This is a genomic window from Shewanella sp. 30m-14 (genome assembly GCF_052977125.1).
Window position 1 is genome coordinate 19,460 of sequence record NZ_JBRILW010000029.1, and the last position, 22,073, is coordinate 41,532.

Consider the following 22,073-nt stretch of genomic DNA (forward strand, 5'->3'; position numbering starts at 1 on the left):
AGCCTAGGCTTTTAACACTTATACATATTTGAAAGGCCGCATCAGCGGCCTTTGTTATTATTTGGACATTAAGATGCACGCTATTCAAACTGAAATTGCTCAGCTTACCGCTGAACTTAATCAACACAACTATCGCTACTATGTTGATGACAGCCCCTCGATCCCCGATGCTGAGTACGATCGCTTATTGAACAGACTGAAAGCGCTAGAGAATGAGCATCCACAATTTTGTTTAGCTGATTCGCCGACACAAAGGGTTGGCGGCGAGGCTTTGGCTAAGTTTGAGCAAATTAAACATTTAAAACCTATGCTCAGTCTAGATAACGTATTTGATGAACAAGAATTTACTGCGTTTAATCAACGTATAACCGATAAAACCGGCAGCTTAAGCTACTGTTGTGAACCTAAGCTAGATGGTCTTGCAGTGAGCATTATTTACCGTGATGGTGTGTTTGAGCGAGCGGCTACTCGCGGTGACGGCCAGACTGGCGAGAATATCACTGAAAACGTGCGCACAATTAAATCTATCCCATTGCGTTTACGTGGCGCTAACTTTCCGCCGCTACTTGAAGTGCGTGGAGAGGTGATTATGCCGCACAAGGCATTTGATGCACTTAATGAACGTGCTCGTGCTAAAGGTGAGAAATTGTTCGTTAACCCACGTAACGCAGCAGCGGGTAGTTTGCGCCAGTTAGACAGTAAGATCACCGCGAGCCGCGCTCTAGGCTTTTATGCTTATGCGTTAGGTGTGGTGGAGCCTGAGTCTTGGGAGCTTGCCGACAGTCATTATGGTCAGCTTGAACAATTGCGCTCATGGGGCGTGCCCGTTAGCCAAGAAGTTAAAGTGTGCGAGTCTGTGGCACAGGTGATGGAATATTATAATGATATTCAACTGCGCCGTAGCAGCCTAGAGTTCGAAATTGACGGTGTGGTGATCAAGGTTAACCAAATTGCTCACCAATTAAGTTTAGGTTATGTAGCTAAAGCACCGCGCTGGGCAACAGCATTTAAGTTCCCTGCACAAGAAGAGATGACCCTATTAGAGGGCGTCGACTTTCAGGTGGGGCGTACTGGTGCAGTCACGCCGGTTGCTCGTTTAAAGCCAGTGTTTGTCGGTGGCGTAACCGTATCAAATGCAACCTTACATAACGCCGATGAAATTGCCCGACTTGGCGTAAAAATCGGTGATACCATCATCATCCGCCGCGCGGGTGACGTGATCCCGCAAATTGTTGCCGTTGTGGCTGAAAAGCGTCCTGATGATGCCAAAGAGATCTGTTTCCCTGCGCATTGTCCAGTTTGTGGCAGCGAAGTTGAGCGCGTCGAAGGTGAAGCGGTTGCACGTTGCACCGGTGGACTCTTTTGTGAAGCGCAGCGCAAAGAAGCGATTAAACATTTTGCATCACGTAAGGCGTTAGATATCGATGGTATGGGCGATAAAGTTGTTGAGCAACTCATTGATAAAGAGTTAGTTGCAAGCCCTGCCGATCTATTTAAGTTGACCGCCTCTGCCATGACGATGTTAGAGCGCATGGGCATGAAGTCTGCGACTAAACTTGTTGCCGCTATCGATGTCGCTAAACAAACCACTTTTGCCCGTTTCCTCTATGCATTAGGAATACGCGAAGTGGGTGAGGCGACAGCCGCAAACTTGGCTGCCTATTTTAAAACCCTTGATGCACTTAAGTCGGCGAATGAAGAAGCCTTCATTAGGGTCGATGATGTTGGCACGATTGTGGCGGCCCATCTTGCTCACTTTTTTGCCCAGCCTCATAATCTTGACGTTATTGATAAGCTGATTGAAGCTGGCGTACATTGGCCTGCAATAGAAGAAGTGGCAGAAGAAGATCTATCACTTAAAGGCCAAACGTGGGTATTAACGGGAACGTTAACTCAATTAAACCGCAATGATGCTAAAGCCAAGCTACAGGCACTAGGTGCTAAGGTAGCTGGGAGTGTATCGAAAAATACCGATTGTTTAGTCGCGGGTGCCGCGGCAGGGTCAAAACTGACTAAGGCGCAAGAGCTAGGGGTTAAAGTTATCGATGAAGAAGCCTTGATTGCTATTTTGGCTTAAGGTCGATTTGCTCTAAAAGAGAGATAAATTTAACACGTGAGTTGGATTAATTTAAACGCTCCTATGCTGCTTTGGCTAGGAGCTTTTTTATTGTCTGTTAATACCAATTGGATTAAGGAATTGTTCATTCAGCGTGAATTCAAAGGGCTGAGGGCAAGTTGGGAATTTGATGCGAATCGTTATTCTCAGCTCTGGGCTCCTGCTTTGCTCTACCTCCTAAATATATGTAATCGTATATGAAGAGTTTCGGGCGTAGCATGCAGTGCTTTGCCATGTTTTAAATATCACCAGCCAGTGGGAAACGCTCAAGTGTTCCACTTCTGTTTTGCATTGACTCACTAGGGAATAACCATTCTGTCATCGATGCGTCTTGAATTGAAAAGCTCAAGCGCTTCTGAATTGATTAAATACCTAATGTAATTGGTATAAAGCTTGAAAATCATTTAATTGCCACCACATCTAACAGTAGGTTTAGCTTAAGCACTGACTTGTCGTCTTGAGTCATCAATCAAAGGAAATGGTTTGAATTTTAGTAATATCACATGGCTCGATGATAAAGGACATGTAAAACCGCCAATCATGCTCTATCTGTTACTGGTGTTTATTGCCCGTGGTTGGTGTGTGTTTATCGCATCACTGACTCAAGCCAGCGATAGAGCTGCCTTAGTTGAATTATTTTACCCGCACAAAAGTGACTTTTTGCTGGCTTTAGCCGCAGGTGCAGGAGCCCTCATTGTTTATGGCGCCGTGATAGCAGAAAGAAAACGTGCGCCTAACTGGGTACGACCTGTTTTTCCATATATGAAGTGGATGCTGGTATTGCTGCTATTTATTGATGGTGGCTTACTTATCCAGCGTGTGTTGCATACATACTATGTGTACAGCTGGAGTATAGGGCTAGATGCATTGTTCTTATTCTGGAGTGGTTTATATCTATATAAGTCAAAGCGTTTGAAGCTGTACTTTAGTGACTGGAAAGAAAATGATAGCAAGGAAAAAGAATAAAAAAAAAGACGCTGCAAGCAGCGTCTAAAGAATCTTGATTCAGAGAGTCACTCTGTACATATGATCCAAAGAGTTACAATAAAAAACCTTTAAAGATAAATAATAATCAAACTGCGACTATGACTTAGCAAGTTAAAGGACAATTGACAGTATTGCTTCTTAAACATCATCTTCGGGGCGACCGATCTTAAGAAACAGTTTCAGTATAGGGGCGTTGAATATTGTATGCAATATTCAATTTGTGGTTATTCTCGATAAAATGAGATAAATAAGGAATAACATATACTCAAACAGCGTATTTTTAACCAGACTCACTTGAATAAAACCCTCATATTGAATTTTAACGTGTCAATTTAGCTCTATTTGTCATAAAGTTGACACCAGTCTGCAGTCTAGTGAGTAAGATAATCATTATCGACTTGGCTCAGACCTAAAGCAGCATTGCCGTTAGGCTTTGGTATTAGCTGTGGGTTTAAAGAGTGCTTAAGCTTATGTACTCTGATTGGTTAGCAATAAAAATCGGCCTAAATGCCGATGCTGGAGTGACTTAAATGTCAAAGGCTGCCGAGATGCAAATTCCTTTGTCTGAGTTGAAAGTTGGTATGACCGTTAAGCTTCCTCTTTCATGGACGAACCATCCTTTTCTATTCAATCGTATCGAAATAGAGAAATTAGCACACATTGAGTTAATTAAAACGCTTAATGTATCATTCGTGTACCTGATTTCCGGTGTTGAGTTGCTGTCAAAAAAATCTGCACCAGTCAAAGTCAAAATCGCCCCAACCCCAGAAGAGATCGCTGCTGAGTATAGTGCGCTCGTTAGAAAGTCTATTCGAATGGGCCAACAAAGGTTTACCAAGGGCGCGAGTGATTGCAGAGCAACTTTTTCAAAGTTAGGCGCCGATCCTCAAGGCGCTTACCGAAGTGCCGCAACCTTAGTTGAAGAGCTAATGGATCACCTAAAGGAGATGGAAACTCCTTACCTAACGTTGGTGAATGCGGGCGACAATATATCGGTTAACCAGCACGGTGTATCGGTAGCGGTCTTATCTATGATCCTTGGCCAAGCACTGGATATGACTCACTCACAGTTGCGCGATATTGCCATGGGAGCGCTATTTCACGATATCGGTAAGCAGAAAGTACCGGACGTGATCCGACGCAAAAAAGGCCATCTATCAGAACATGAAGCCAATTTCTTAAATATGCACGCCCAGTTTGGCTATGACATGCTGAATAAGTCAGGTTTATTTCCAAGTGCCGTGTTAGATATTATTTTGCATCACCATGAATGGATTGATGGTAGCGGTTATCCTCATGGACTGAAGGGGCAGCAAATCGCCATTGAAACGCAAGTGGTGAGTTTAGCGAATGATTTCGAGCGCTTACTTAGGGCCGGTGAGGCTAGATCGCCACAAGTGGCGCTAGGTTACCTATTTAAGAACCGTGTCGATAAACATGACCCAAAGTTAATTTCGACTTTAGTTAAAGTGCTGGGGATCTACCCGCCAGGAACCTTAGTAACCCTGTCTTGCGGTGATGTAGCCAAAGTGATGGTAACCACATCTCAGGTTAAAAAGCCCATAGTCTGGAGTTGTAGCATTGATGGTAAAAATGGTCAGTTGCGATTTTTAACCGAAGAAGAGCAAGAGATTGTCGCTGTAATAAAACTTGAAGCGCTTTCATCTGCAGCGGTCAAAACACTCGATGCAACATCACCAGTAAGCTTTTACTTCAGCACCTTATAACAAGTTTCCTTATCTGTTAGCACAAAGCTAGCCTACCTCTTAGCTTGTGCTTTAAACTGATACGTATTAAGAGTTATAAATTCAGAGATAGAAAATATGATTAAATCAGTCTGTATTGTCGGCTGTGGTTGGTTTGGGCTTCCGCTCGCAAAGGCTTTGGTTGAACGCGGTGTGACTGTTTTTGGCAGTAAGCGGGAGTTAGCACAAGCGCAGGCATTAAAAGAGCAGGGCATTAATGGTTTTAAGCTTGATTTAGATGATGCACAGCTGCAACAGCAGAGTGCAGAGAAAAGTGCAGAGAAAAGTGCAGAGAAAAGTGCAGAGAAAAGTGCAGAGATAACCCGGGCACTGACTGTTGACTGTTTAGTGGTTAATATTCCTCCGGGGTTAAGAAAAGATCCCGATGCCTATTTGTCACGGCTAGCTAAGTTAAACCAACTCATAGATCATCACAGTTACAAAAGGCTTATTTTTGTGAGTACTACGGGCGTGTATCCGTCTATCGATGGCGAACTTACAGAGCAAGACGCTAAAGCTCACTCAGAGAACAGTGAAAAACTTTTACAAGCTGAGGCGCTCTTTGCCGCTAAAGACAATGCCTGTATTGTTCGATTTGCCGGGCTGGTTGGACCTAAGCGGCATCCCGGGCGTTTCCTTGCGGGTAAAACAGAACTTGCTGGTGGCAATAGTGCGGTGAACCTTGTTCATCTAAATGACTGCATTGTTGCCGTGACGACGCTATTGTTTAGTTCACCTGAGAATACAATTTATAATGTATGCGCACCGACTCATCCTACGCGCGAAGCATTTTACGCAAAAGCCGCCAGTGACTTAGGCTTAGTGATACCGCAATTTATAAAGGATGGCGCAGCAACTAAGCTTACTGGTAAGTCGATTAACAGTGATAGATTGATGACAGAATTTAGTTTCGAATATCAATTTAGTGATCCTATGGATATGCTGACCAGTTGCCACTAATGCAGAGATTAATCATTCAAGTTCGTTGAGCGCTATGCGACTCAAACTCTCAATAGACTCCTTAACGGCTGTTAATATAGAGTCCTTAACGGTTTTTAATATAGAGTCTTAAACTTGTTGCGATACAGAGTCTTTAACGGCTGTTAATATAGAATCCTTAACGGCTTTTGAAATAGAGATAAACGCCAAATTTGAAACTAGGGGTAAATATGAAGTCGTTTAAACAATCACTTGGTCGAATGTTTGTTATTTTCGCCATGCTATGGCTGCCTTTGCAAAGTGCATCGGCTGCTCCTTACCAAGAAGGTGTCGATTACGTCAAAATTGGCGGGATCCCAGAGACGACGACGCCAGTAGTACGTGAGTTCTTTTCATATAATTGCGGCCACTGTTATCGCCAAGATCCATTCTTTAAACAGACTGCAGATCTTCTCGGCGAAGAGGTTCAATTTGAGCGAACGCCTGTTGGCGCTGGTCGCACTAGCTGGATTTTAAGTCAGGAGGCTTACTATCTAGCGCAAAAGTTTAATGTGACCAAGCAAGTTCACGGTAATATCTTCACCCGTATACATGAGCAAGAGGGCGCTTTTACACGGCCTGATCAGTTAAGAGACTTTTTTGTAAGTCAGGGGCTTAATGCACAAGAGGTTGAAGCGGCGATGAATTCGACAGACGCTAAGCTCGCCTTGATGAATTATGATACTCAGGCTCAATTAGCTGAAATTCGCGGCGTACCCTCGCTTGTGGTTAACGGTAAGTACCTTGTAAAGAACCCAGGTAAGACACCAGAGGATTTAGCCAAACTGGTACGCTACTTGAGTACACTTGAGGAAGACAGCAAGCCATAACGGATTTTGCCTTATAGCCTTCTTGTTATTGATAAGCTCACTTAACCGTGGGCTTTTTGTTATTCAAACCCCAATAATCACAGCGTTCAAAATCACAGATGTTCAAACATCACAGCGCTCAAAATTACTGATATTCAAAAATCATATTGCTCAAAATTACAGGCCACCATAATCACTAATACCTCTTCCCAAAGGATAATCTCACCACATCACCAAGCGCGATGCTTTCACAAAGAATATGAAGGTAAAGAACACGCACGTTAAAGGCTTGAACTGTGCCTTTCTTCGTGCGAACAGTGTTCTTCGTACTGAGGCGCTTTTAGTTAATAATGAGCTCAGCTGAGGCGAAACATACCGCTATGAAAATTGTGAGGGATGTGATAAAACCAAATAAAACTAGAGTCTTATGCTCGATAGTTTACCGTGAAATTGATAAGTTATTGAAAATAAATTGTTTGAGGAAAGGATGTAGAGACCTCTACATCCTTTCCTCAAACCGCAAAAGTACTGTTAGGCGTAATACTGTTTGGCAATGATGGAGTATGAATGAACATTGAAGTTAATCTCGACAGGAATATAAATGAAGATGAAGTTATCGATTTATATAAGGCGAATGGATGGTCTTCTGCTGATAAACCCGTAGAACTGATGGCTGCATTAACAAACTCTCACTCTTTAGTAACCGCTAGGTTTAATGGCAAATTAGTCGGTTTAGCAAATGCCATATCTGATGGCCACTTAGTAGTTTATTATCCTCACATGCTGGTTCATCCGGATTATCAAGGGAAAGGTATTGGGCGAAAAATGATGGCAGCGTTCCAATCAATATACGGTCATTTGCATCAACAAATGCTAACGGCAGACGGCGAGGCTATAGATTTTTATAAAACCTTAGGTTTTGTGCGCGCGGGTAAAACTGAGCCTATGTGGATATACTCGGGAACGGAGCATTAACGGCATAACAAACACGGCTAGGCCGCTTTCTCATCGCGTATGTTGAACATGCCCTGACTCGTTGCAGTGATGTGTTACTGTGATTTGTTTTTGGGCGTTTTACTTGAGGGACATACCATAAAGCGGGTTGTTACGTTATATTGACACCATTGACTTAAGTACGGGCTTGCAACAAAGAAACTGCTATGGAACAAGACGCTATAAAAGAACACATCCAGCTATGGTTATCTCGGACAGTTGCAACAGGAGCTGTTAGAGACTTGTTCGATTCTTCAATCGCAATGGGTTGTGATATCGGCAATATTAGGCCAGAAAATCAAGATAGAGTTGCATGCGTACAAGTGCAAGTATCTGCTACTCACTCTTTCATCATTGGGATTTTATGTGATGGAATGGGGGGAATGGCCTCTGGTGCACAATGTGCTAGCCTAAGTATCGGTTCATTTATAAGCAGTTGTATAAGGAATCGACAGCGTTCCTTGGCTGAGCGATTAATAAAGGCTGTTGAAGATGCAAACACCGATGTTTATTCACTCTTTCAAAGTAACGGCGGCGCGACCTTATCGGCTTTTATTTACGATAGTCATGGCCAATTTGAAGCTATAAATGTGGGTGACAGCCGTATATACGCAAATTTTGCTCACGGTATTAAACAGTATTCTAAAGATGATACTTTTGCAGGGCAAAATGCAGATGCGGCAGGGGTACATTTAAGTAAAGGCTTGTTGCAATATGTCGGGGTTGGTCCTGAATTAAAAGCACAATTAGTGGGCTTGCCAAAGTACCGTAATATAAAACGGCTCATTTTGACGTCTGATGGCGCGCATTACATTGAAGCGAATACCTTTAAGCAAATTTTGAATCAGAAGTTGCCGGCCTGCGAGCTTTGTAACAGACTCATTCAAGTTTCAAAGTGGTGTGGTGGCTATGACAATACCTCAGTGTTAATTGTAAATGACGTGCTCAATCTTTTTGCGCAGCCAGAGCAAACATCTTTACCGCCTGGTACGGTTAAGCTTTGCGACCCGTTTGGGGAAATACAATTTATCGGTGCGATAGCACCAGTTGACAAGGTATAAAACTCTGTCGACTAGGCTAACCTTAATTAATATCTTACTGATTTATAATGGTTAGCCTTTTTATTGAGCCTAGTTTCAGTTTTGTACTTGCTAGTGGGTAAATAACACTGCTGTCTTTGATGTGAATGTTAATCATGAAGTTATTTTTGAAGCGGTTGTTGTTACTGTGGATCTGGATTCTCTTAAGTTTTAATCTTGGTGCGAATGCTGGAAATACCGCGGTATATGGCGTCTTAATGCCTTTGGGACCATCATTTATGGCTGGTGATTATGTTAGCTATGGCTTTTGGTCTAATGATATTGAACTTTATATGCTGCTTCTGTGGTTTATCGGATTAGTGACTTTTTTATTCAATCGTAAACTGATCGTTTTATATTTTTTAGTGTTAATTTTAGCTCAAGCCGTGTTCATTGAGATGGTTAATGACCAATTATTAACACTGACCGGTTATCTGTTGCTTATTCCCGTAGAGCTTTGTTATTTAATGGCATCATTCATAGTCCTCAAAAAACATCCTACTAAAAAAGCTCTAGGGCAGGCATAAGGCTATTGTGGCTTAAGTTTAATTGGGTCAGTCATACGCCTTACTGCCCAATCTTTCCCTGATCAGTCTTGGCCGCTTCACTGAATTTGTTACCGAGCTCTTTGCAATTTAAGTATGTAGTTGCTTTCGCATATTATTAGTCTGACCTTCTTAAATCCATTTCCAGAATAGGACCGTTTAACGTAGTTTTGTAATCAGTCACTAGGTATGAGACATGTTGTTTTTTTGTTCGCACGCGTTATTTTGTGGTTACATTTGATGTGGCTTAAATAAAGGAGTATGTAAAACTAGTTCTGATGTCATGTTTACTATATTTTTCAGCATATTCTAATGCAGGTAATATTAATCCCTACCCTTACCCTGTAATTGAGTGTAAGGCATGCAGCATAGAAGAGATAGAAGTTGTAGTTTCTACATTGGCAAAGCTTGATGAAGTTTTGGCTGTTGCATTAGTTGGCCCATACAAAGGGAAAGCATATGCGTATAGTGTAGAAAATATATAGATAAGCATAGCGTAGCTGAAGATGATAACGCACGGCACCTTTGGCGAACTCAAAGATGCTGGTGGCAATACTATTGCAGTTACCGCTGAATGCCCCTGGTTAAACAACCAACAGGGTAAAAGCTGCATCCCAGCGGGCACATATCAAATAAGCCGTCATCAAAGACCGAGCAAGGGAGTCAGCCTCGCTATTATAGGCCCTACACTAGGCGTCTTTCCTCGTCGAGGAGTGGCTTGGCTTTAAACTAAATTTTTATCTTAATCACTCTAAGCCAAAGCTTGTGACTCGACTTTTGTCAAACTTATCGACCAACAGAAGTACAGCTTTTTTGCCAAACCACCCGAACCGTTCTGCCAAACTTCGCGGCGCGCTACAATTTTTGGCTATTTTCGATTACTACCTTGGTCTAAGGTTTTGCTTGAAAAACACTCAGGCGTTACGTTGGCGTCAACTTGTAACTACTTGTTAATTAGTTGTTTTTTGGTTTGTGCCTCTAAGGTTTCCGTTAGCGTTAGACTAAGGTCGCGATTGTTGTTCCCTCAGTGCTTGTTAGATTAACTCATGACTTAATATAAAAATCAGCACATGGGAGTCACTATGAGTTTTGAAAGCAATGAGAAGGCAGAGGGATATTGGCGCGAGAATTTGCGTCTAGTACTTGGTTTACTGGCCATATGGGCTGCGGTGTCATTTGGCTGCGGTATTTTATTAGTAGATGTGCTCAATGAGATCCATTTCATGGGCTTTAAGCTAGGGTTCTGGTTTGCACAACAGGGTGCAATGTACGTGTTTGTGGCACTTATTTTTGTCTATGTCGCTAAGGCGAACGCATTAGACAAAAAATATGATGTACATGAAGACTAATTCTAACCCAGCCTAACCCATATAATAAGGAATCATGAGATGGACGTACAAACACTAACATATCTGATTGTAGGGTTTACATTTGCCCTGTACATCGGAATCGCGATCTGGTCTAGAGCCGGATCAACCAAAGAATTTTATGTTGCAGGCGGTGGTGTTCACCCTGTAATGAACGGAATGGCTACCGCTGCCGATTGGATGTCTGCAGCGTCATTTATCTCACTCGCGGGTATTGTTTCATTCGTCGGTTACGACGGTTCGGTATACCTCATGGGTTGGACTGGCGGCTATGTTCTATTAGCGCTTTGTATGGCGCCATACCTTCGCAAGTTTGGTAAGTTTACTGTGCCTGACTTTATTGGTGATCGTTATTATTCTCAAGCCGCGCGTACGGTTGCAGTCGTGTGCGCCATCTTCATCTGCTTTACTTATATCGCCGGACAAATGCGTGGCGTAGGTGTTGTATTCTCCAGATTCCTTGAAGTTGAAGTTGATACGGGGGTTTATATCGGTATGGCGGTGGTATTCTTTTATGCTGTGTTAGGTGGCATGAAGGGGATTACCTATACGCAGGTTGCACAATACTGTGTACTTATTTTTGCTTTCATGGTGCCAGCTATCTTCATTTCGGTGATGATGACAGGTCATGTTATTCCACAAATTGGTTTTGGTGCTGAATTAGTAGATGCTGCTGGTAATGGCACGGGTGAGTTCTTGCTTGATAAACTCGATGGATTGTCCACAGAGCTTGGCTTTTCCCAATATACTGAAGGTTCTAAGAGCATGATTGATGTGTTCTTTATTACTGGCGCATTGATGTTCGGTACAGCGGGTCTGCCCCATGTTATTGTGCGTTTCTTCACTGTACCTAGAGTGAAAGATGCACGTGTATCTGCGGGTTGGGCACTTGTCTTTATCGCTATCATGTACACCACTATTCCTGCGCTTGCGGCGTTCTCTCGTGTGAACATGATTGAAACCATTAATGGTCCTGAAATGGCGGGTACACCTTATGAAAACGCACCTGAATGGATTAAGAATTGGGAAAAGACAGGATTAATTCAGTGGGAAGATAAGGATGATAACGGCCTTCTTTATTACTCAAATGGTCCTGAAAATGAGATGAAGATTGACCGCGATATTATGGTTCTTGCAACACCTGAAATAGCTAACCTACCAGCATGGGTGATTGCACTGGTGGCTGCTGGTGGTCTAGCGGCAGCTCTATCTACCTCTGCGGGATTATTGCTTGTTATCTCTACATCGGTATCGCATGACTTATTGAAGAAAAACTTTATGCCGGATATCTCCGATAAGAAGGAGTTGTTGTATGCACGTATTGCCGCTGCTGCCGGTATTGTGATGGCAGGTTACTTTGGTATTAATCCACCTGGGTTTGTGGCTGCGGTGGTCGCGATTGCTTTCGGTCTGGCTGCATCGTCACTGTTTCCGGCAATCATTATGGGGATTTTCTCTAAGACAGTGAATAAAGAAGGTGCCATCTCAGGTATGGTTACGGGTCTATTGTTTACAGCGTCTTATATTGTTTACTTCAAGTTTATTAACCCAAGTGCTAACACTGCTGACAACTGGTTATTTGGTGTTTCACCAGAAGGTATCGGTCTATTAGGCATGTTGATTAACTTTGGTGTGGCATTTGCCGTCAGCAAAGTAACCTCAGCAGTTCCACAAGATGTAGTTGATATGGTTGAGTCAATTCGTTTCCCTAAAGGCTCAGGAGAAGCACAAGATCACTAATTGATGTGACCATTGTGAGACAAACACAAAGAGCGCTTCGGCGCTCTTTTTTATATTGGCTAACACTGGCCTTTAGTCGAATAGAGCTAATAAGGAAAAGCGCGATATAGTAAATGATCGTTTGTTTGCGGGAATAACTTAATGGATGCCAGCGAATTACAGCCCATCATGCAGTTTTTACAACAGAGAGTCCCATTTGATTCGTTAGATGAAGGTGCCTTATCTCGCTGCTGCCATGCCTTAACAATTGGTTATTACAGTAAAGCCTCTGCTTTTGTGCCGTTAGATCCTAATCACCTTCAGCTTTATATTGTGCGCAGTGGAGCGTTTGAAGTCCGTGATAAAAATGGTGAATTGCTCGATAGGCTAGCTGAAGGAGACTACTTTGGTTTTCCTTCGTTACTATCGGGTGAAGAAGCCAGTAACCGAGTCGCGATTTTAGAAGATGGTCTGGTTTATCACTTGCCTCCACAGATGTTTGACTATTTGAGAAAAGAGAGTCGTGAGTTTGACCGTTTTTTCAATCGAGCTTTTGCAAAACGGCTGCGACATCAAGGGCGGTTTAAAGCTAAAGAGCTGACGACGACTAGTCGCGTCACTACGTTAATGTCGACCTCTCCTTTGACGATAGACATGAAAGCGACAGTCTCTGAGGCGAGCAGATTGATGCGGGACTCACGTGTGTCGTCGGTTTTGGTTATTGATAATCATAAATTAGTCGGGATCTTAACCGATAAAGATCTGCGTAATCGGGTCTTGGCGGAAAACTTTGATGGTCACTTGCCTGTGCATCAAGCGATGACAACCACACCAGTGACGATAGAGTCTAACTCTTTAGTATTTGAGGCGATGCTGTTGATGAGTGAGCACAATATTCATCACCTTCCCGTTGTTGATCATGGTGTGGCAACTGGTGTGGTAACCAGTACCGATATATTGCGGGGGCAAAGTTCGCAACCACTGTTGCTTATCGGTGAAATTGAGCGGCAAAAAGACCTGCAAAGTTTAATTCAGGTGAGTAAACAAATTCCATTACTGCTGCAAAACCTGATCAGTGCCGATGCTAGAGCCGAGGAGATTGGTCGAGTGTTGACCTCGGTAACTGATGCTTTAACGCGGCGTTTGATTGTGCTCAATCAACAAATATTAGGCGAGGCACCAATGGCCTTTTGTTGGTTGGCTTTTGGGTCGCAGGGACGACAAGATCAAGCGGCATGTTCAGATCAAGATAATGGCTTATTGCTTGCCCATGAGCCGGATGAAGCTGCACAAGGTTATTTTGATGCTCTGTCTCATGCAGTATGCAAAGGTTTAGACGAATGTGGCTATATTTATTGTCCTGGCGATATTATGGCGCAAAACCCTAAGTGGCGAATGTCGCTCGAGAAGTGGCAGCACGTCTTCAACAGATGGGTGAATACACCTGAGCCTAAGGCGTTGATGCATGCGAGTATTTTTTTTGATATGCGCTCAGTTTATGGTCCCAAGACGTTATTTGATGGTTTGCAAGACACGGTACTTAATAATACGAAAGGTAACGATATCTTTCTCGCGAGCTTGACCGGTAACTCATTAACGAGCGCGCCACCGCTTGGTTTCTTCAGAAAGTTTGTTTTAGAGCGCGATGGCAGTGAAGTGAAGGGGATTGATTTAAAACATAAAGGTAATGCCTTGATTAATGATATTGCAAGGGTGTATGCGTTATCTGCTGGCATTAAAGAGGTTAATACCGCCAAGCGAATTCGTGCCTTGATGGATCAAAATATCATTAACCGCAAAGATGCACTCAACCTTGCCGACGCCCATGAGTTTATTGCGCATATGCGTTTGTCTAATCAGGGCTATCAGTACACGCATTCACTGCCTGTGACTAACTACTTAATGCCGCAAAACCTATCTTCCTTAGTGAGGCACCAGTTACGTGATGCATTTAAGGTGGTGCACGATGGGCAGGTTGGGCTCAAGCTTAAAATGATGCGAAGTTACTAGGTAGTCGATATTTAGGGCGCGATAAAAAGGCTAAATCTTGAGAAACTTATATTTAAAAACTCGGTTACAGTTAAATACATTGCTCAGTAAACAAGAGGTGATAGCTGACTATTATCGGGCGTTAACTCTGCAGTTATCTATGCCTTTACCTCAGGTTCCCTTGATGGCGTTTGATTTGGAGATGACAGGACTTGATAGCAAATTAGACCAAATTTTGAGTATTGGGCTTATTCCCATTGAAAACGGTTTGCTTCAAGTCGCAAAATCTAAGCATCTTTTGGTGAGTATCGAAGGGAGCGTAGGTGACAGTGCCGTTATTCATGGCATCGTTGACAGTCAACTGGCGCAAGCTGTCAGTGTTAAGCAAGCGATGGCGTGGTTTTTGGCTCAGACCCAGGGGCATGTATTAGTGGCTCACCATGCACCTTTAGATCTGTGCTTTTTAAAAGCCGCACTGCAACGTTGTTACGGCCAGAGCGTACAATTTGTCGCGATTGACACCATGGCTGTTGAGAAGAAACGTTTACTAAGGCAGCATGATGTGATTAAAGAGGGCACATTAAGACTTGATGCTTGTCGAAAGCGTTATGGTCTGCCTGTTTACGCAGCCCATAATGCAGCGGTTGATGCGTTATCTTGCGCAGAGTTACTCTTAGCTCAGATGGCAGGTATCGCGGGTAATGATGAACTGAGCCTGCATGATCTATTAACTTAAGTATCGGCTAATAAAGTGATGCTTAGTTTGTGGTTATCTAAAACTAGCTTTAGCTAAGCTCGTCTTAACTAAGTCTGTCTTAACTAAGTCAGCTTCAGTTAGCTTAGTTGTGTTAATTGGCTTTACCTAAATTAATATCGTTAATTCTGGGGGCGTTCGGTTAGTTGGGACTAAGGCGCTTTATTTTCTTTCCCCACTTGATAAGAACTTGGTAAATATCTTCTTTTTGGTAGGGCTTACTTATAATTTCATTCATGCCACATTGGAAACATTGCTGTGTTTCAATTGAGGTGGTACTTGCCGTTAGCGCAATGATCGGCTTTTGGTAGCCTTTTAGTCTGAGCCTTTTCGTGGCTTCAAATCCATCGACCACAGGCATACGACAATCCATAAATACGATGTCTACCTGGTGCTGCTCTAGATAGCTTATCGCTTCTAAGCCATTTTTGGCGATAGCTGGCTTGATGTTATATTTGGCTAAAATCATCTCAATCAGCATTTGGTTCACAGAGCTATCTTCTACCACGAGTACTGTGATGCTATCGATTTGAACATCGGTTGCGGTTGGCATCACCGCCTCTATTACCGCATCGGATCGCTTTAATGGCAAGCTGATATCAAATTGAGTGCCATGGCCTAACTGGGAGTCTAATTTGATTTTCCCGCCCATTTCACCGATTAAATATTTGCAGATTGCGAGTCCTAATCCAGTGCCTTCATAGGCACGATTACTGGAGTTATTGACCTGGGTGAATGGGTCGAACAAGGTATCAAGTTTATCTTGGGGGATCCCGCAACCCGTATCGGCTACCGAAAAACAGAACTCATCTTGCTGCCATTGGATTTTAACCGTAATTTTCCCTTGTTGAGTAAACTTGATGGAGTTACCAATTAGGTTGACCAGTATTTGTTTAATTCTGTCAGGGTCGCCGACTAAGGTTTCAGGTATATCTGTGTGATACTCAAACGCAAACTCTAGAGTGGACTCTTCAGCTCTGATTTTGAAAATATCGTAGACCATCTGGCAGAGCTTTTTAGGTGAAAAATCAACTTCTACTATCTGCAACATACCCGCATTCATTTTACTGAGATCGAGTAGGTCGTTAATGATCACCCGTAATAACTCACCGGATTGGTGCATAGTGCCAAGCAATTGATGCTGATGCGGCGTTAACTCAGTGTCACTCATAAGCTCTGCTGAGCCTAATAGACCATTGAGTGGGGTTCTGAGTTCATGGTTTATCATGGCAACGAAGTCTCTTGTCGACTGCTCAGAGAGTTCAGCTCGCTGCTTTTCTTTGATGGTTTTAGCCAGCAGTTCTTGTCGTTTATGAGCGGCGCTGATCATGTCACAAAAAAGCAGTAGCTGCTTTTCGATGGTGTGTTGCCAAGACCGAGGGGAGTCTAATACTAAGGTCAAGCTACCTAGTATCATTTCTTCAGCGTTAATAATGATTTTTATCTGACGGTAATCATCTGTCCAGATAAGCGGTGATAAGGCGTGGTTATCGGTGTTGATAAGCCCTTTATCACCAGCATAAAAAGAGTCGAATTTTAGCTCATCATTTATGGATTTAAATCTTATTTTACAGGATTTTATCTCATCAACCCCAATCAGATCGTCGAGTAAGCGTTGCAGCAAAATATTTGAGATCGGTTTTTGTAAAAATAGTTGATTAAAGTCCAAAAGGATTGATTCTAAATAGGTTTTAAAGTGCAGTAGAGCGATATCCTGCTCCGACTTTTCCTTTATGTTGATCAGTGAGTCTTCGACTCTTTGCTTGGCGATATAGAGCTCACGACTTTTTTCTTCCAATAGCTTTTCTGCAAGCTTTTTGGCTGCTTTTTCCCGTTCTATTTTCCTGGTCAGCAGTTCAACTCTTTTGCTTAACTCGTTTATTTCATCATTTGGCATAATAGACATGACCCTCAAATTAAATACAGGTCATGGTGAAGCGGACTTCAGATTGATCAGCGACAATCGGTTCCATTTTGATATCAATGTTTTCATTAAAGTGGTCGGCGCAGCCTTGGATAAGGCCAAAGCAAACATGGGCCATACAACGTGCAGATACATAGTCCATGATTAATTGGCTCTGTGTTGAGCTGATAAAGGTAAAGCTAGGAGGGTTCGAGTTGGGGTAGAGTTTTTTGACTTCGATATGTATATATTCTTCAACGCTTTTTATAAATTCAAACGTTGATGCCGATTGGCCTTCAAGCCCGGGCATGCTGTTATACAATATTTTGAAAATCGCTTTACCATAAATCTGTTGTAAGTCTTCCGCTGAGATCCCGGTAAGTTTACTTAAGGTGATGATCAGATTAACTAAGTCTTTGTGATCATAGGTCCCCACACTGGTATAAACGCCATCATTGTTGTTTTCATCTAACATCTGTTGGCAGATCTCTAAGCCAAAAGTGTTCTCAACAAGCTCAATAAACTCGGAAAAAATAATCCCTTTCATGTGCTGCTCCTTATCGGTTCCACACTATTTAAAGTAGTGTATTAACGGCAAGCATTCAATGCCTTAGATGACTTTGTATAGAGCTTTTTTATTTGTGTTAGACGGTCATCATCTTAAGCTCCAGCTTCTCTCTTGTGAGTGCGTGCCTTTTACAGCCAGTTATGTGCCTAGGAAACAGGATATAGCACCGAGCTTAAGTATGTATCGTCTTTAGTTACATTTTTTATGTTCACCCATAGTCGGCAGTTGGATAGATTATCTATAGTTATACCCATCAGTATAAAGGTGTGTTCGCTCAGCGAGACTCATTAACAGGAAGAATAAATGGCATTACCGCTAATATGGTTAGGCGCTGCTGCAGTGGGCGCGGCAATTGTGGCTGAAGAGCGAGAAAAGCAAAAGACGATTGCACTAAAGCGGCAGCAAGGCCAGGCAAGTGCTAAACATGTTAGTGGTCAGTCTGCCATACTGGCACCGAGCCTTTGGAAGACTGGGGCTAAAAAAGTCGAACCTATGCCTGGGGCGATAGTTTGTTGTTTTGTGTTTGGTGTGATCGAGCATACTGGAATTTGGCTAGGTGATAATACGCTGGTAGAACTACACGGCAGTGGTTTAGTGCGGGCGGTCTCAACCCAACGTTTTTTGGCGGGGCGCAGTGGCAGTCGTATCTATCAGGCCTGTAATCACTTGCACCAGCCGTTGATTGGCACTGAGGTGCTGCAAAGAGCGAAGCAGTCCATCTTTAGTTATCGAGAGTATGATTTGTTTGATAATAATTGCCACCGCTTTGTATGGCATTGTTTAAGTGGCGAGGAGCGGGCTTTATCGAGCTTTGGTAAACTAAATAATCAGATTGGTCGTTACTTTTCTGAAGCTGTCTATTGGGATGAGCTGAAATTGTAAAATCCGCTTTAAATCTGATATAAAAAAACACCGATATAAATCGGTGTTTTTATGTTTGCGAGAGTCAGTTTTTAACTCACCGTTTTAGCATTGAAAATGCTTTATCCGCAGAAATGTTTTACCGCTTTTGCAACAAGCTCGATACCTGTTTTATCGCAAGGTGGTAACTCTGCGTCGCTAGTATTAATTGGTGTGACTCTATCACCCCACTTAATTAATGCCGCAGCAGATGTTAGGCCAGCGCCAAATGCACAAGACAAAATGGTTTGGTTAGGCTGGATCTTGCCTTGCTCTAGCGCATCACAAATAGCAATTGGAATCGTCGCAGCAGATGTATTACCGTAGTTAGCAATATTCACAATCGCTTTTTCTTTCGGGATCTTCATACGGTTAATTAACGTATCAATAATACGCTCGTTGGCCTGATGAGGAATAACCCAGTCGATCTCTTCTTTATCGATACCACATTTTTCGATAACTTTAGCGCTTAGCTTACCCATACCGGCAATCGCGCGCTTAAAGATCTCTTGACCATTAAACTCGATATAGAAATCTAAAGAAGAGGCTTCAAATCTATCCATTGCAGTGCCGAAGCCTGCTTTAAGGATATCGCGACCATCTGGATCGTTATTAAGCTCGTAGCCTAAAACACCAATAGCTTCATCTGTGGCTTCAACTACAACTGCACCTGCGCCATCACCAAATAATACAGCGGTATCACGACGAGACCAGTCAAGGAAGAAAGATAAGCGCTCTGCACCAATCACTAAGACCTTCTTACACTGGCCACTTTTGATCTGTGAGCTAGCTAGACCTAAGCCATACAAAAAGCCACTACATGCAGCGTTGATGTCAAAAGCTGCGCAAGTAGCGCCGACATCAGCTTGCACTGTTGAAGCGATATTTGGGATCAGAGTGTCTGGTGTTGCAGTGGCTAGAATAATCATATCTAGTTCACTACCATCGATACCCGCTGCGGCGAGTGCTCGTTTAGCGGCAACAGAGGCCAGTTCAGAGGTGTTAACGTGACTTATATGTCTTTGGCTGATCCCAGTGCGCGGCTTAATCCACTCATCTGAGGTTTCGATAAATGTTGCAAGATCATGATTTGTTAGGGTTGCAGGCGGAACACACTTTCCCCAACCTGTAATAGTAGCGTACTGCATCTAGGTATTCTCTTAACTTAAAAGGCAGAACCTGAGCTCTGCCTTATGGGATCTGTATAAGTGAAGCTTAGCAATAAAATTGCTAACCAACAGTGAGCTAGCCCTCTTGTTGGCTAACTAATACGCGGATTGCTTCGGCAGCGTGTAGGATGTGAGCGCGTAATAGTTGGACAGCTTTTTCGATATCTTTCTTCTTACAATACTCAAGTAACTCACGGTGATCTTGTTGAGCTTTAGGTACACCGCTTGCTAAAAATAGCTGTAATCGAACGTAACGGTCACAGTTAGTATTTAATCCTTGAACCACTTCAAGAGTGTGTGGACGATTTGCCGCACTGTAGAGACAAGTATGGAATTGTGAGTTTAGACCACTCCAATTTTCAATTTGCTCTTCATCTTGGAAAGCCGCGTCCATTTCTTGCAGAATACTTTCGGCTTGGTTGAGATCTTCTTCACTTAAATTCGGTATTGACTTAGCAAGTAAGTCGCCTTCAATCAGTGCTCGTAAATCAAAAAGTTCGGTGACATGTTCTGCAGAAAGCAATGTTGCTGTAGCCCCTTTATGGGCTTCAAACTTAACTAAGCCTTCGGCTTCAAGTTGCAACAAGGCTTCTCTTACCGGAATTCGGCTAACATTCAATTCATCTGCTAAGGCGCTTTGACGTAAGGGTTTGCCTGCCGCGATTTCACCGGAAAGGATTTTTTCCCTAAGCACCTCGACCACAATTTGTGTGCGAGTTTTATGGACGATAGGTGTTGTTCTGCTCATAGTTCCCGATTTTTTTGTTATTAATACAAGTTGATCCGTCCTAGGTTACCGCTAATGCCATTATAATGAAAGGGGAACCGATGGTTTCCCTTTCATATTTTTGACATATTTAAAAAGTGATGACGCCTTTTTCACCTGCAATGACGCGGGTCGGCAACAAGCTTTCTGGCATATTTTGATAACATATTGGTCGTTCAAAACGCGCCATAGCCGCTGAACCTACAGAGGTTGTACGGCTATCTGTGCTAGCAGGATAAGGGCCACCATGGTTCATTGAGTGACAAACCTCTACACCCGTAGGCATTTGATTGAATATTAGGCGGCCAACATTAAAGGCAATCGCTTCAATCAAAGTTTTATTCTCTGCAAATTCAGTCGCTAAGCCGTGTACAGATGCAGTAAGTTGACCTTCAAGCTGCTCAGCGATGTCTTGCATTTGTGCGCTATCGTCACATTCAACCAGCACTGCACATGGGCCAAATACTTCCTGTTGAATAGCGTTTGATGCAAGAAAGTCAGTTGCAGTCACTTTTAACGCCGTAGGGCGTGTAAAGTGATTTGCAGGTGAAGACTCACCTTGAGCAATTAGTTCAACTTTAGGGTTGGCTAGCAACGCTTCAATCTGTGATTGGTATGCGCTAGCAATACCAGCAGTTAGCATGCTCGCAGCGCTTTGTGAAGCAACATCTTGTGCTAGCGTCGCTTTATAGCGATTTAACGCCTCACCTTTAACTGCCACAATGACGCCTGGGCTAGTACAAAACTGGCCGTGGCCCATAAGCATTGACTGCACTTGAGTCGAAGCCAGGCTTTCAGCTTGTTCTTCTAAAATATTAGCCAAAATAAACTGTGGGTTAGTTGAACCTAGCTCGCCATAAAATGGTATTGGCTCAGGGCGCGCAGCACAAAGATCCGATAAAATTCGACCGACTTTGAGTGAACCTGTAAAGCCAACAGCTTTGATCGCTGGCGAGGTGACCAGTTGCGTTGACACTTCTGGTGCAACGCCTTGTACTAAGTTAAATACACCGTTTGGCATGTCACATTTAACTGCAGCACGCTCGATTGCACGGCTAACCAATTCACTGGTTGCAGCGTGAGCGGGATGGCCTTTAACGACAATGGTACAACCTGCTGCAAGCGCCGATGCAGTATCGCCACCGGCGGTTGAGAACGCTAGCGGAAAGTTCGATGCGCCAAATACTGCTACCGGGCCAAGAGGCAAGGTGGTAAGTCTAGTATCGGGCTTAGGCAGTGGCTGTCTTTCTGGGTTAGCTAAATCGACATAGCGGCTATCGATTGGGTTTCTTAGGTTGCCCGCAAATAGTCGTAATTGGCCACAAGTACGGCCAGTTTCGCCCTGAAGGCGAGCCATTGGTAAACCTGTTTCTAAATGAGCTGCCTCTGTAATCGCTGCGATATCGGCTTGAATTTCATCGGCAATGGCTTCTAAAAACTCAGCGCGGCGCGTCGGCGCTAGGCTGCGGTATTGAGCAAATGCTTGCTTAGCCGCAGTTGTTGCACTTTCTACGATGCTTTTGTTTGCGTTAGCAAAGCGCCACACAAGTGCTTCATTGGTGACGGGATTGGTACTGTTAAATTCAGTGGCTTCGTTAGTCCAGGCACCGTTTACAAAATGCTGGCCAGAAATGTTAACTTTGTTTAAATCTGTCATGTTTACTCCTGAGTTTTAAAGCTCATTAA

At 43.3% G+C, this 22,073-nt stretch carries 19 protein-coding genes; 14 read left to right on the forward strand and 5 right to left on the reverse strand.

Translation table 11 applies throughout. The annotated features are described in order from the left end of the window. Window positions 1-73: 73 nt before the first annotated feature. The 13 genes from ligA to ACVBIU_RS17760 all read left to right on the forward strand — a co-directional run bounded on the left by ligA (window position 74) and on the right by ACVBIU_RS17760 (window position 15,063). On the forward strand, window positions 74-2,077 hold the full coding sequence (ligA, locus tag ACVBIU_RS17700) for an NAD-dependent DNA ligase LigA (RefSeq protein ID WP_447164441.1): 2,004 nt from the start codon (window positions 74-76) through the stop codon (window positions 2,075-2,077). Between the two features lie 522 nt (window positions 2,078-2,599). Then, complete coding sequence (locus ACVBIU_RS17705) at window positions 2,600-3,082, forward strand: DUF2919 domain-containing protein (protein WP_447161701.1); 483 nt, start codon at window positions 2,600-2,602, stop codon at window positions 3,080-3,082. Between the two features lie 551 nt (window positions 3,083-3,633). Continuing rightward, complete coding sequence (locus tag ACVBIU_RS17710; RefSeq protein ID WP_447161700.1) at window positions 3,634-4,830, forward strand: HD-GYP domain-containing protein; 1,197 nt, start codon at window positions 3,634-3,636, stop codon at window positions 4,828-4,830. A gap of 96 nt (window positions 4,831-4,926) precedes the next feature. Continuing rightward, window positions 4,927-5,808 carry an SDR family NAD(P)-dependent oxidoreductase gene (locus ACVBIU_RS17715; RefSeq protein ID WP_447164442.1) on the forward strand — a complete coding sequence of 294 codons (882 nt, stop codon included), beginning with the start codon at window positions 4,927-4,929 and terminating at the stop codon, window positions 5,806-5,808. 209 nt (window positions 5,809-6,017) lie between these two features. Then, on the forward strand, window positions 6,018-6,656 hold the full coding sequence (locus ACVBIU_RS17720; RefSeq protein WP_447164443.1) for a thiol:disulfide interchange protein DsbA/DsbL: 639 nt from the start codon (window positions 6,018-6,020) through the stop codon (window positions 6,654-6,656). 546 nt (window positions 6,657-7,202) lie between these two features. Further along, window positions 7,203-7,610 carry a GNAT family N-acetyltransferase gene (locus ACVBIU_RS17725; RefSeq protein WP_447164444.1) on the forward strand — a complete coding sequence of 136 codons (408 nt, stop codon included), beginning with the start codon at window positions 7,203-7,205 and terminating at the stop codon, window positions 7,608-7,610. 185 nt (window positions 7,611-7,795) lie between these two features. Further along, a complete protein-coding gene (locus ACVBIU_RS17730; protein WP_447164445.1) occupies window positions 7,796-8,689 on the forward strand; it encodes a PP2C family protein-serine/threonine phosphatase in 894 nt (297 codons plus the stop codon). Between the two features lie 134 nt (window positions 8,690-8,823). Further along, window positions 8,824-9,234, forward strand: coding sequence for a hypothetical protein (locus tag ACVBIU_RS17735; protein ID WP_447161695.1), 411 nt, complete (start codon window positions 8,824-8,826; stop codon window positions 9,232-9,234). A 524-nt stretch (window positions 9,235-9,758) separates the two neighbouring features. Then, window positions 9,759-9,980, forward strand: coding sequence for a DUF5675 family protein (locus ACVBIU_RS17740; RefSeq protein ID WP_447164446.1), 222 nt, complete (start codon window positions 9,759-9,761; stop codon window positions 9,978-9,980). 354 nt (window positions 9,981-10,334) lie between these two features. Then, on the forward strand, window positions 10,335-10,601 hold the full coding sequence (locus ACVBIU_RS17745; RefSeq protein ID WP_012277650.1) for a DUF4212 domain-containing protein: 267 nt from the start codon (window positions 10,335-10,337) through the stop codon (window positions 10,599-10,601). Window positions 10,602-10,640: 39 nt separating this feature from the next. Then, a complete protein-coding gene (locus ACVBIU_RS17750) occupies window positions 10,641-12,359 on the forward strand; it encodes a sodium:solute symporter family protein (protein ID WP_447161693.1) in 1,719 nt (572 codons plus the stop codon). Between the two features lie 141 nt (window positions 12,360-12,500). Continuing rightward, window positions 12,501-14,348 (forward strand): DUF294 nucleotidyltransferase-like domain-containing protein, encoded by a 1,848-nt coding sequence (locus ACVBIU_RS17755; RefSeq protein ID WP_447161692.1) that lies wholly within the window; start codon window positions 12,501-12,503, stop codon window positions 14,346-14,348. A gap of 37 nt (window positions 14,349-14,385) precedes the next feature. Beyond that, window positions 14,386-15,063 (forward strand): exonuclease domain-containing protein, encoded by a 678-nt coding sequence (locus tag ACVBIU_RS17760; RefSeq protein WP_447161691.1) that lies wholly within the window; start codon window positions 14,386-14,388, stop codon window positions 15,061-15,063. Window positions 15,064-15,223: 160 nt separating this feature from the next. On the opposite strand, the gene ACVBIU_RS17765 is transcribed toward ACVBIU_RS17760, so the two are convergent. Next, a complete protein-coding gene (locus tag ACVBIU_RS17765) occupies window positions 15,224-16,987 on the reverse strand; it encodes a hybrid sensor histidine kinase/response regulator (RefSeq protein WP_447164447.1) in 1,764 nt (587 codons plus the stop codon). Window positions 16,988-16,997: 10 nt separating this feature from the next. Beyond that, window positions 16,998-17,531 (reverse strand): heme NO-binding domain-containing protein, encoded by a 534-nt coding sequence (locus ACVBIU_RS17770; RefSeq protein ID WP_447161689.1) that lies wholly within the window; start codon window positions 17,529-17,531, stop codon window positions 16,998-17,000. A gap of 324 nt (window positions 17,532-17,855) precedes the next feature. Here ACVBIU_RS17770 and ACVBIU_RS17775 point away from each other — a divergent pair, with 324 nt between their 5' ends. Continuing rightward, entirely contained in the window at window positions 17,856-18,434 is a 579-nt protein-coding gene (locus ACVBIU_RS17775) for a lecithin retinol acyltransferase family protein (protein ID WP_447164448.1), read from the forward strand. Between the two features lie 101 nt (window positions 18,435-18,535). Here ACVBIU_RS17775 and ACVBIU_RS17780 read toward each other — a convergent pair whose 3' ends face one another. The 3 genes from ACVBIU_RS17780 to ACVBIU_RS17790 all read right to left on the reverse strand — a co-directional run bounded on the left by ACVBIU_RS17780 (window position 18,536) and on the right by ACVBIU_RS17790 (window position 22,044). Beyond that, complete coding sequence (locus ACVBIU_RS17780) at window positions 18,536-19,600, reverse strand: beta-ketoacyl-ACP synthase 3 (RefSeq protein WP_447161687.1); 1,065 nt, start codon at window positions 19,598-19,600, stop codon at window positions 18,536-18,538. A 97-nt stretch (window positions 19,601-19,697) separates the two neighbouring features. Further along, window positions 19,698-20,369, reverse strand: a complete 672-nt coding sequence (locus ACVBIU_RS17785) for a GntR family transcriptional regulator (protein WP_447164449.1) — start codon at window positions 20,367-20,369, stop codon at window positions 19,698-19,700. A 109-nt stretch (window positions 20,370-20,478) separates the two neighbouring features. Next, the gene (locus tag ACVBIU_RS17790; RefSeq protein ID WP_447164450.1) at window positions 20,479-22,044 is read right to left on the reverse strand and encodes an aldehyde dehydrogenase (NADP(+)); all 1,566 of its coding nucleotides are present in this window, start codon (window positions 22,042-22,044) and stop codon (window positions 20,479-20,481) included. Between the last annotated feature and the right edge of the window lie 29 nt (window positions 22,045-22,073).

Coding starts and splice junctions, on each gene's coding strand:
- ACVBIU_RS17780 (WP_447161687.1), bottom strand. CDS start 19,600: ATGCAGTACGCTACTATTACAGGTTGGGGAAAGTGTGTTCCGCCTGCA.
- ACVBIU_RS17740 (WP_447164446.1), top strand. CDS start 9,759: ATGATAACGCACGGCACCTTTGGCGAACTCAAAGATGCTGGTGGCAAT.
- ACVBIU_RS17750 (WP_447161693.1), top strand. CDS start 10,641: ATGGACGTACAAACACTAACATATCTGATTGTAGGGTTTACATTTGCC.
- ACVBIU_RS17720 (WP_447164443.1), top strand. CDS start 6,018: ATGAAGTCGTTTAAACAATCACTTGGTCGAATGTTTGTTATTTTCGCC.
- ACVBIU_RS17785 (WP_447164449.1), bottom strand. CDS start 20,369: ATGAGCAGAACAACACCTATCGTCCATAAAACTCGCACACAAATTGTG.
- ACVBIU_RS17765 (WP_447164447.1), bottom strand. CDS start 16,987: ATGTCTATTATGCCAAATGATGAAATAAACGAGTTAAGCAAAAGAGTT.
- ACVBIU_RS17725 (WP_447164444.1), top strand. CDS start 7,203: ATGAACATTGAAGTTAATCTCGACAGGAATATAAATGAAGATGAAGTT.
- ACVBIU_RS17735 (WP_447161695.1), top strand. CDS start 8,824: ATGAAGTTATTTTTGAAGCGGTTGTTGTTACTGTGGATCTGGATTCTC.
- ACVBIU_RS17790 (WP_447164450.1), bottom strand. CDS start 22,044: ATGACAGATTTAAACAAAGTTAACATTTCTGGCCAGCATTTTGTAAAC.
- ACVBIU_RS17730 (WP_447164445.1), top strand. CDS start 7,796: ATGGAACAAGACGCTATAAAAGAACACATCCAGCTATGGTTATCTCGG.
- ACVBIU_RS17775 (WP_447164448.1), top strand. CDS start 17,856: ATGGCATTACCGCTAATATGGTTAGGCGCTGCTGCAGTGGGCGCGGCA.
- ACVBIU_RS17755 (WP_447161692.1), top strand. CDS start 12,501: ATGGATGCCAGCGAATTACAGCCCATCATGCAGTTTTTACAACAGAGA.
- ACVBIU_RS17710 (WP_447161700.1), top strand. CDS start 3,634: ATGTCAAAGGCTGCCGAGATGCAAATTCCTTTGTCTGAGTTGAAAGTT.
- ACVBIU_RS17745 (WP_012277650.1), top strand. CDS start 10,335: ATGAGTTTTGAAAGCAATGAGAAGGCAGAGGGATATTGGCGCGAGAAT.
- ligA (WP_447164441.1), top strand. CDS start 74: ATGCACGCTATTCAAACTGAAATTGCTCAGCTTACCGCTGAACTTAAT.
- ACVBIU_RS17770 (WP_447161689.1), bottom strand. CDS start 17,531: ATGAAAGGGATTATTTTTTCCGAGTTTATTGAGCTTGTTGAGAACACT.
- ACVBIU_RS17715 (WP_447164442.1), top strand. CDS start 4,927: ATGATTAAATCAGTCTGTATTGTCGGCTGTGGTTGGTTTGGGCTTCCG.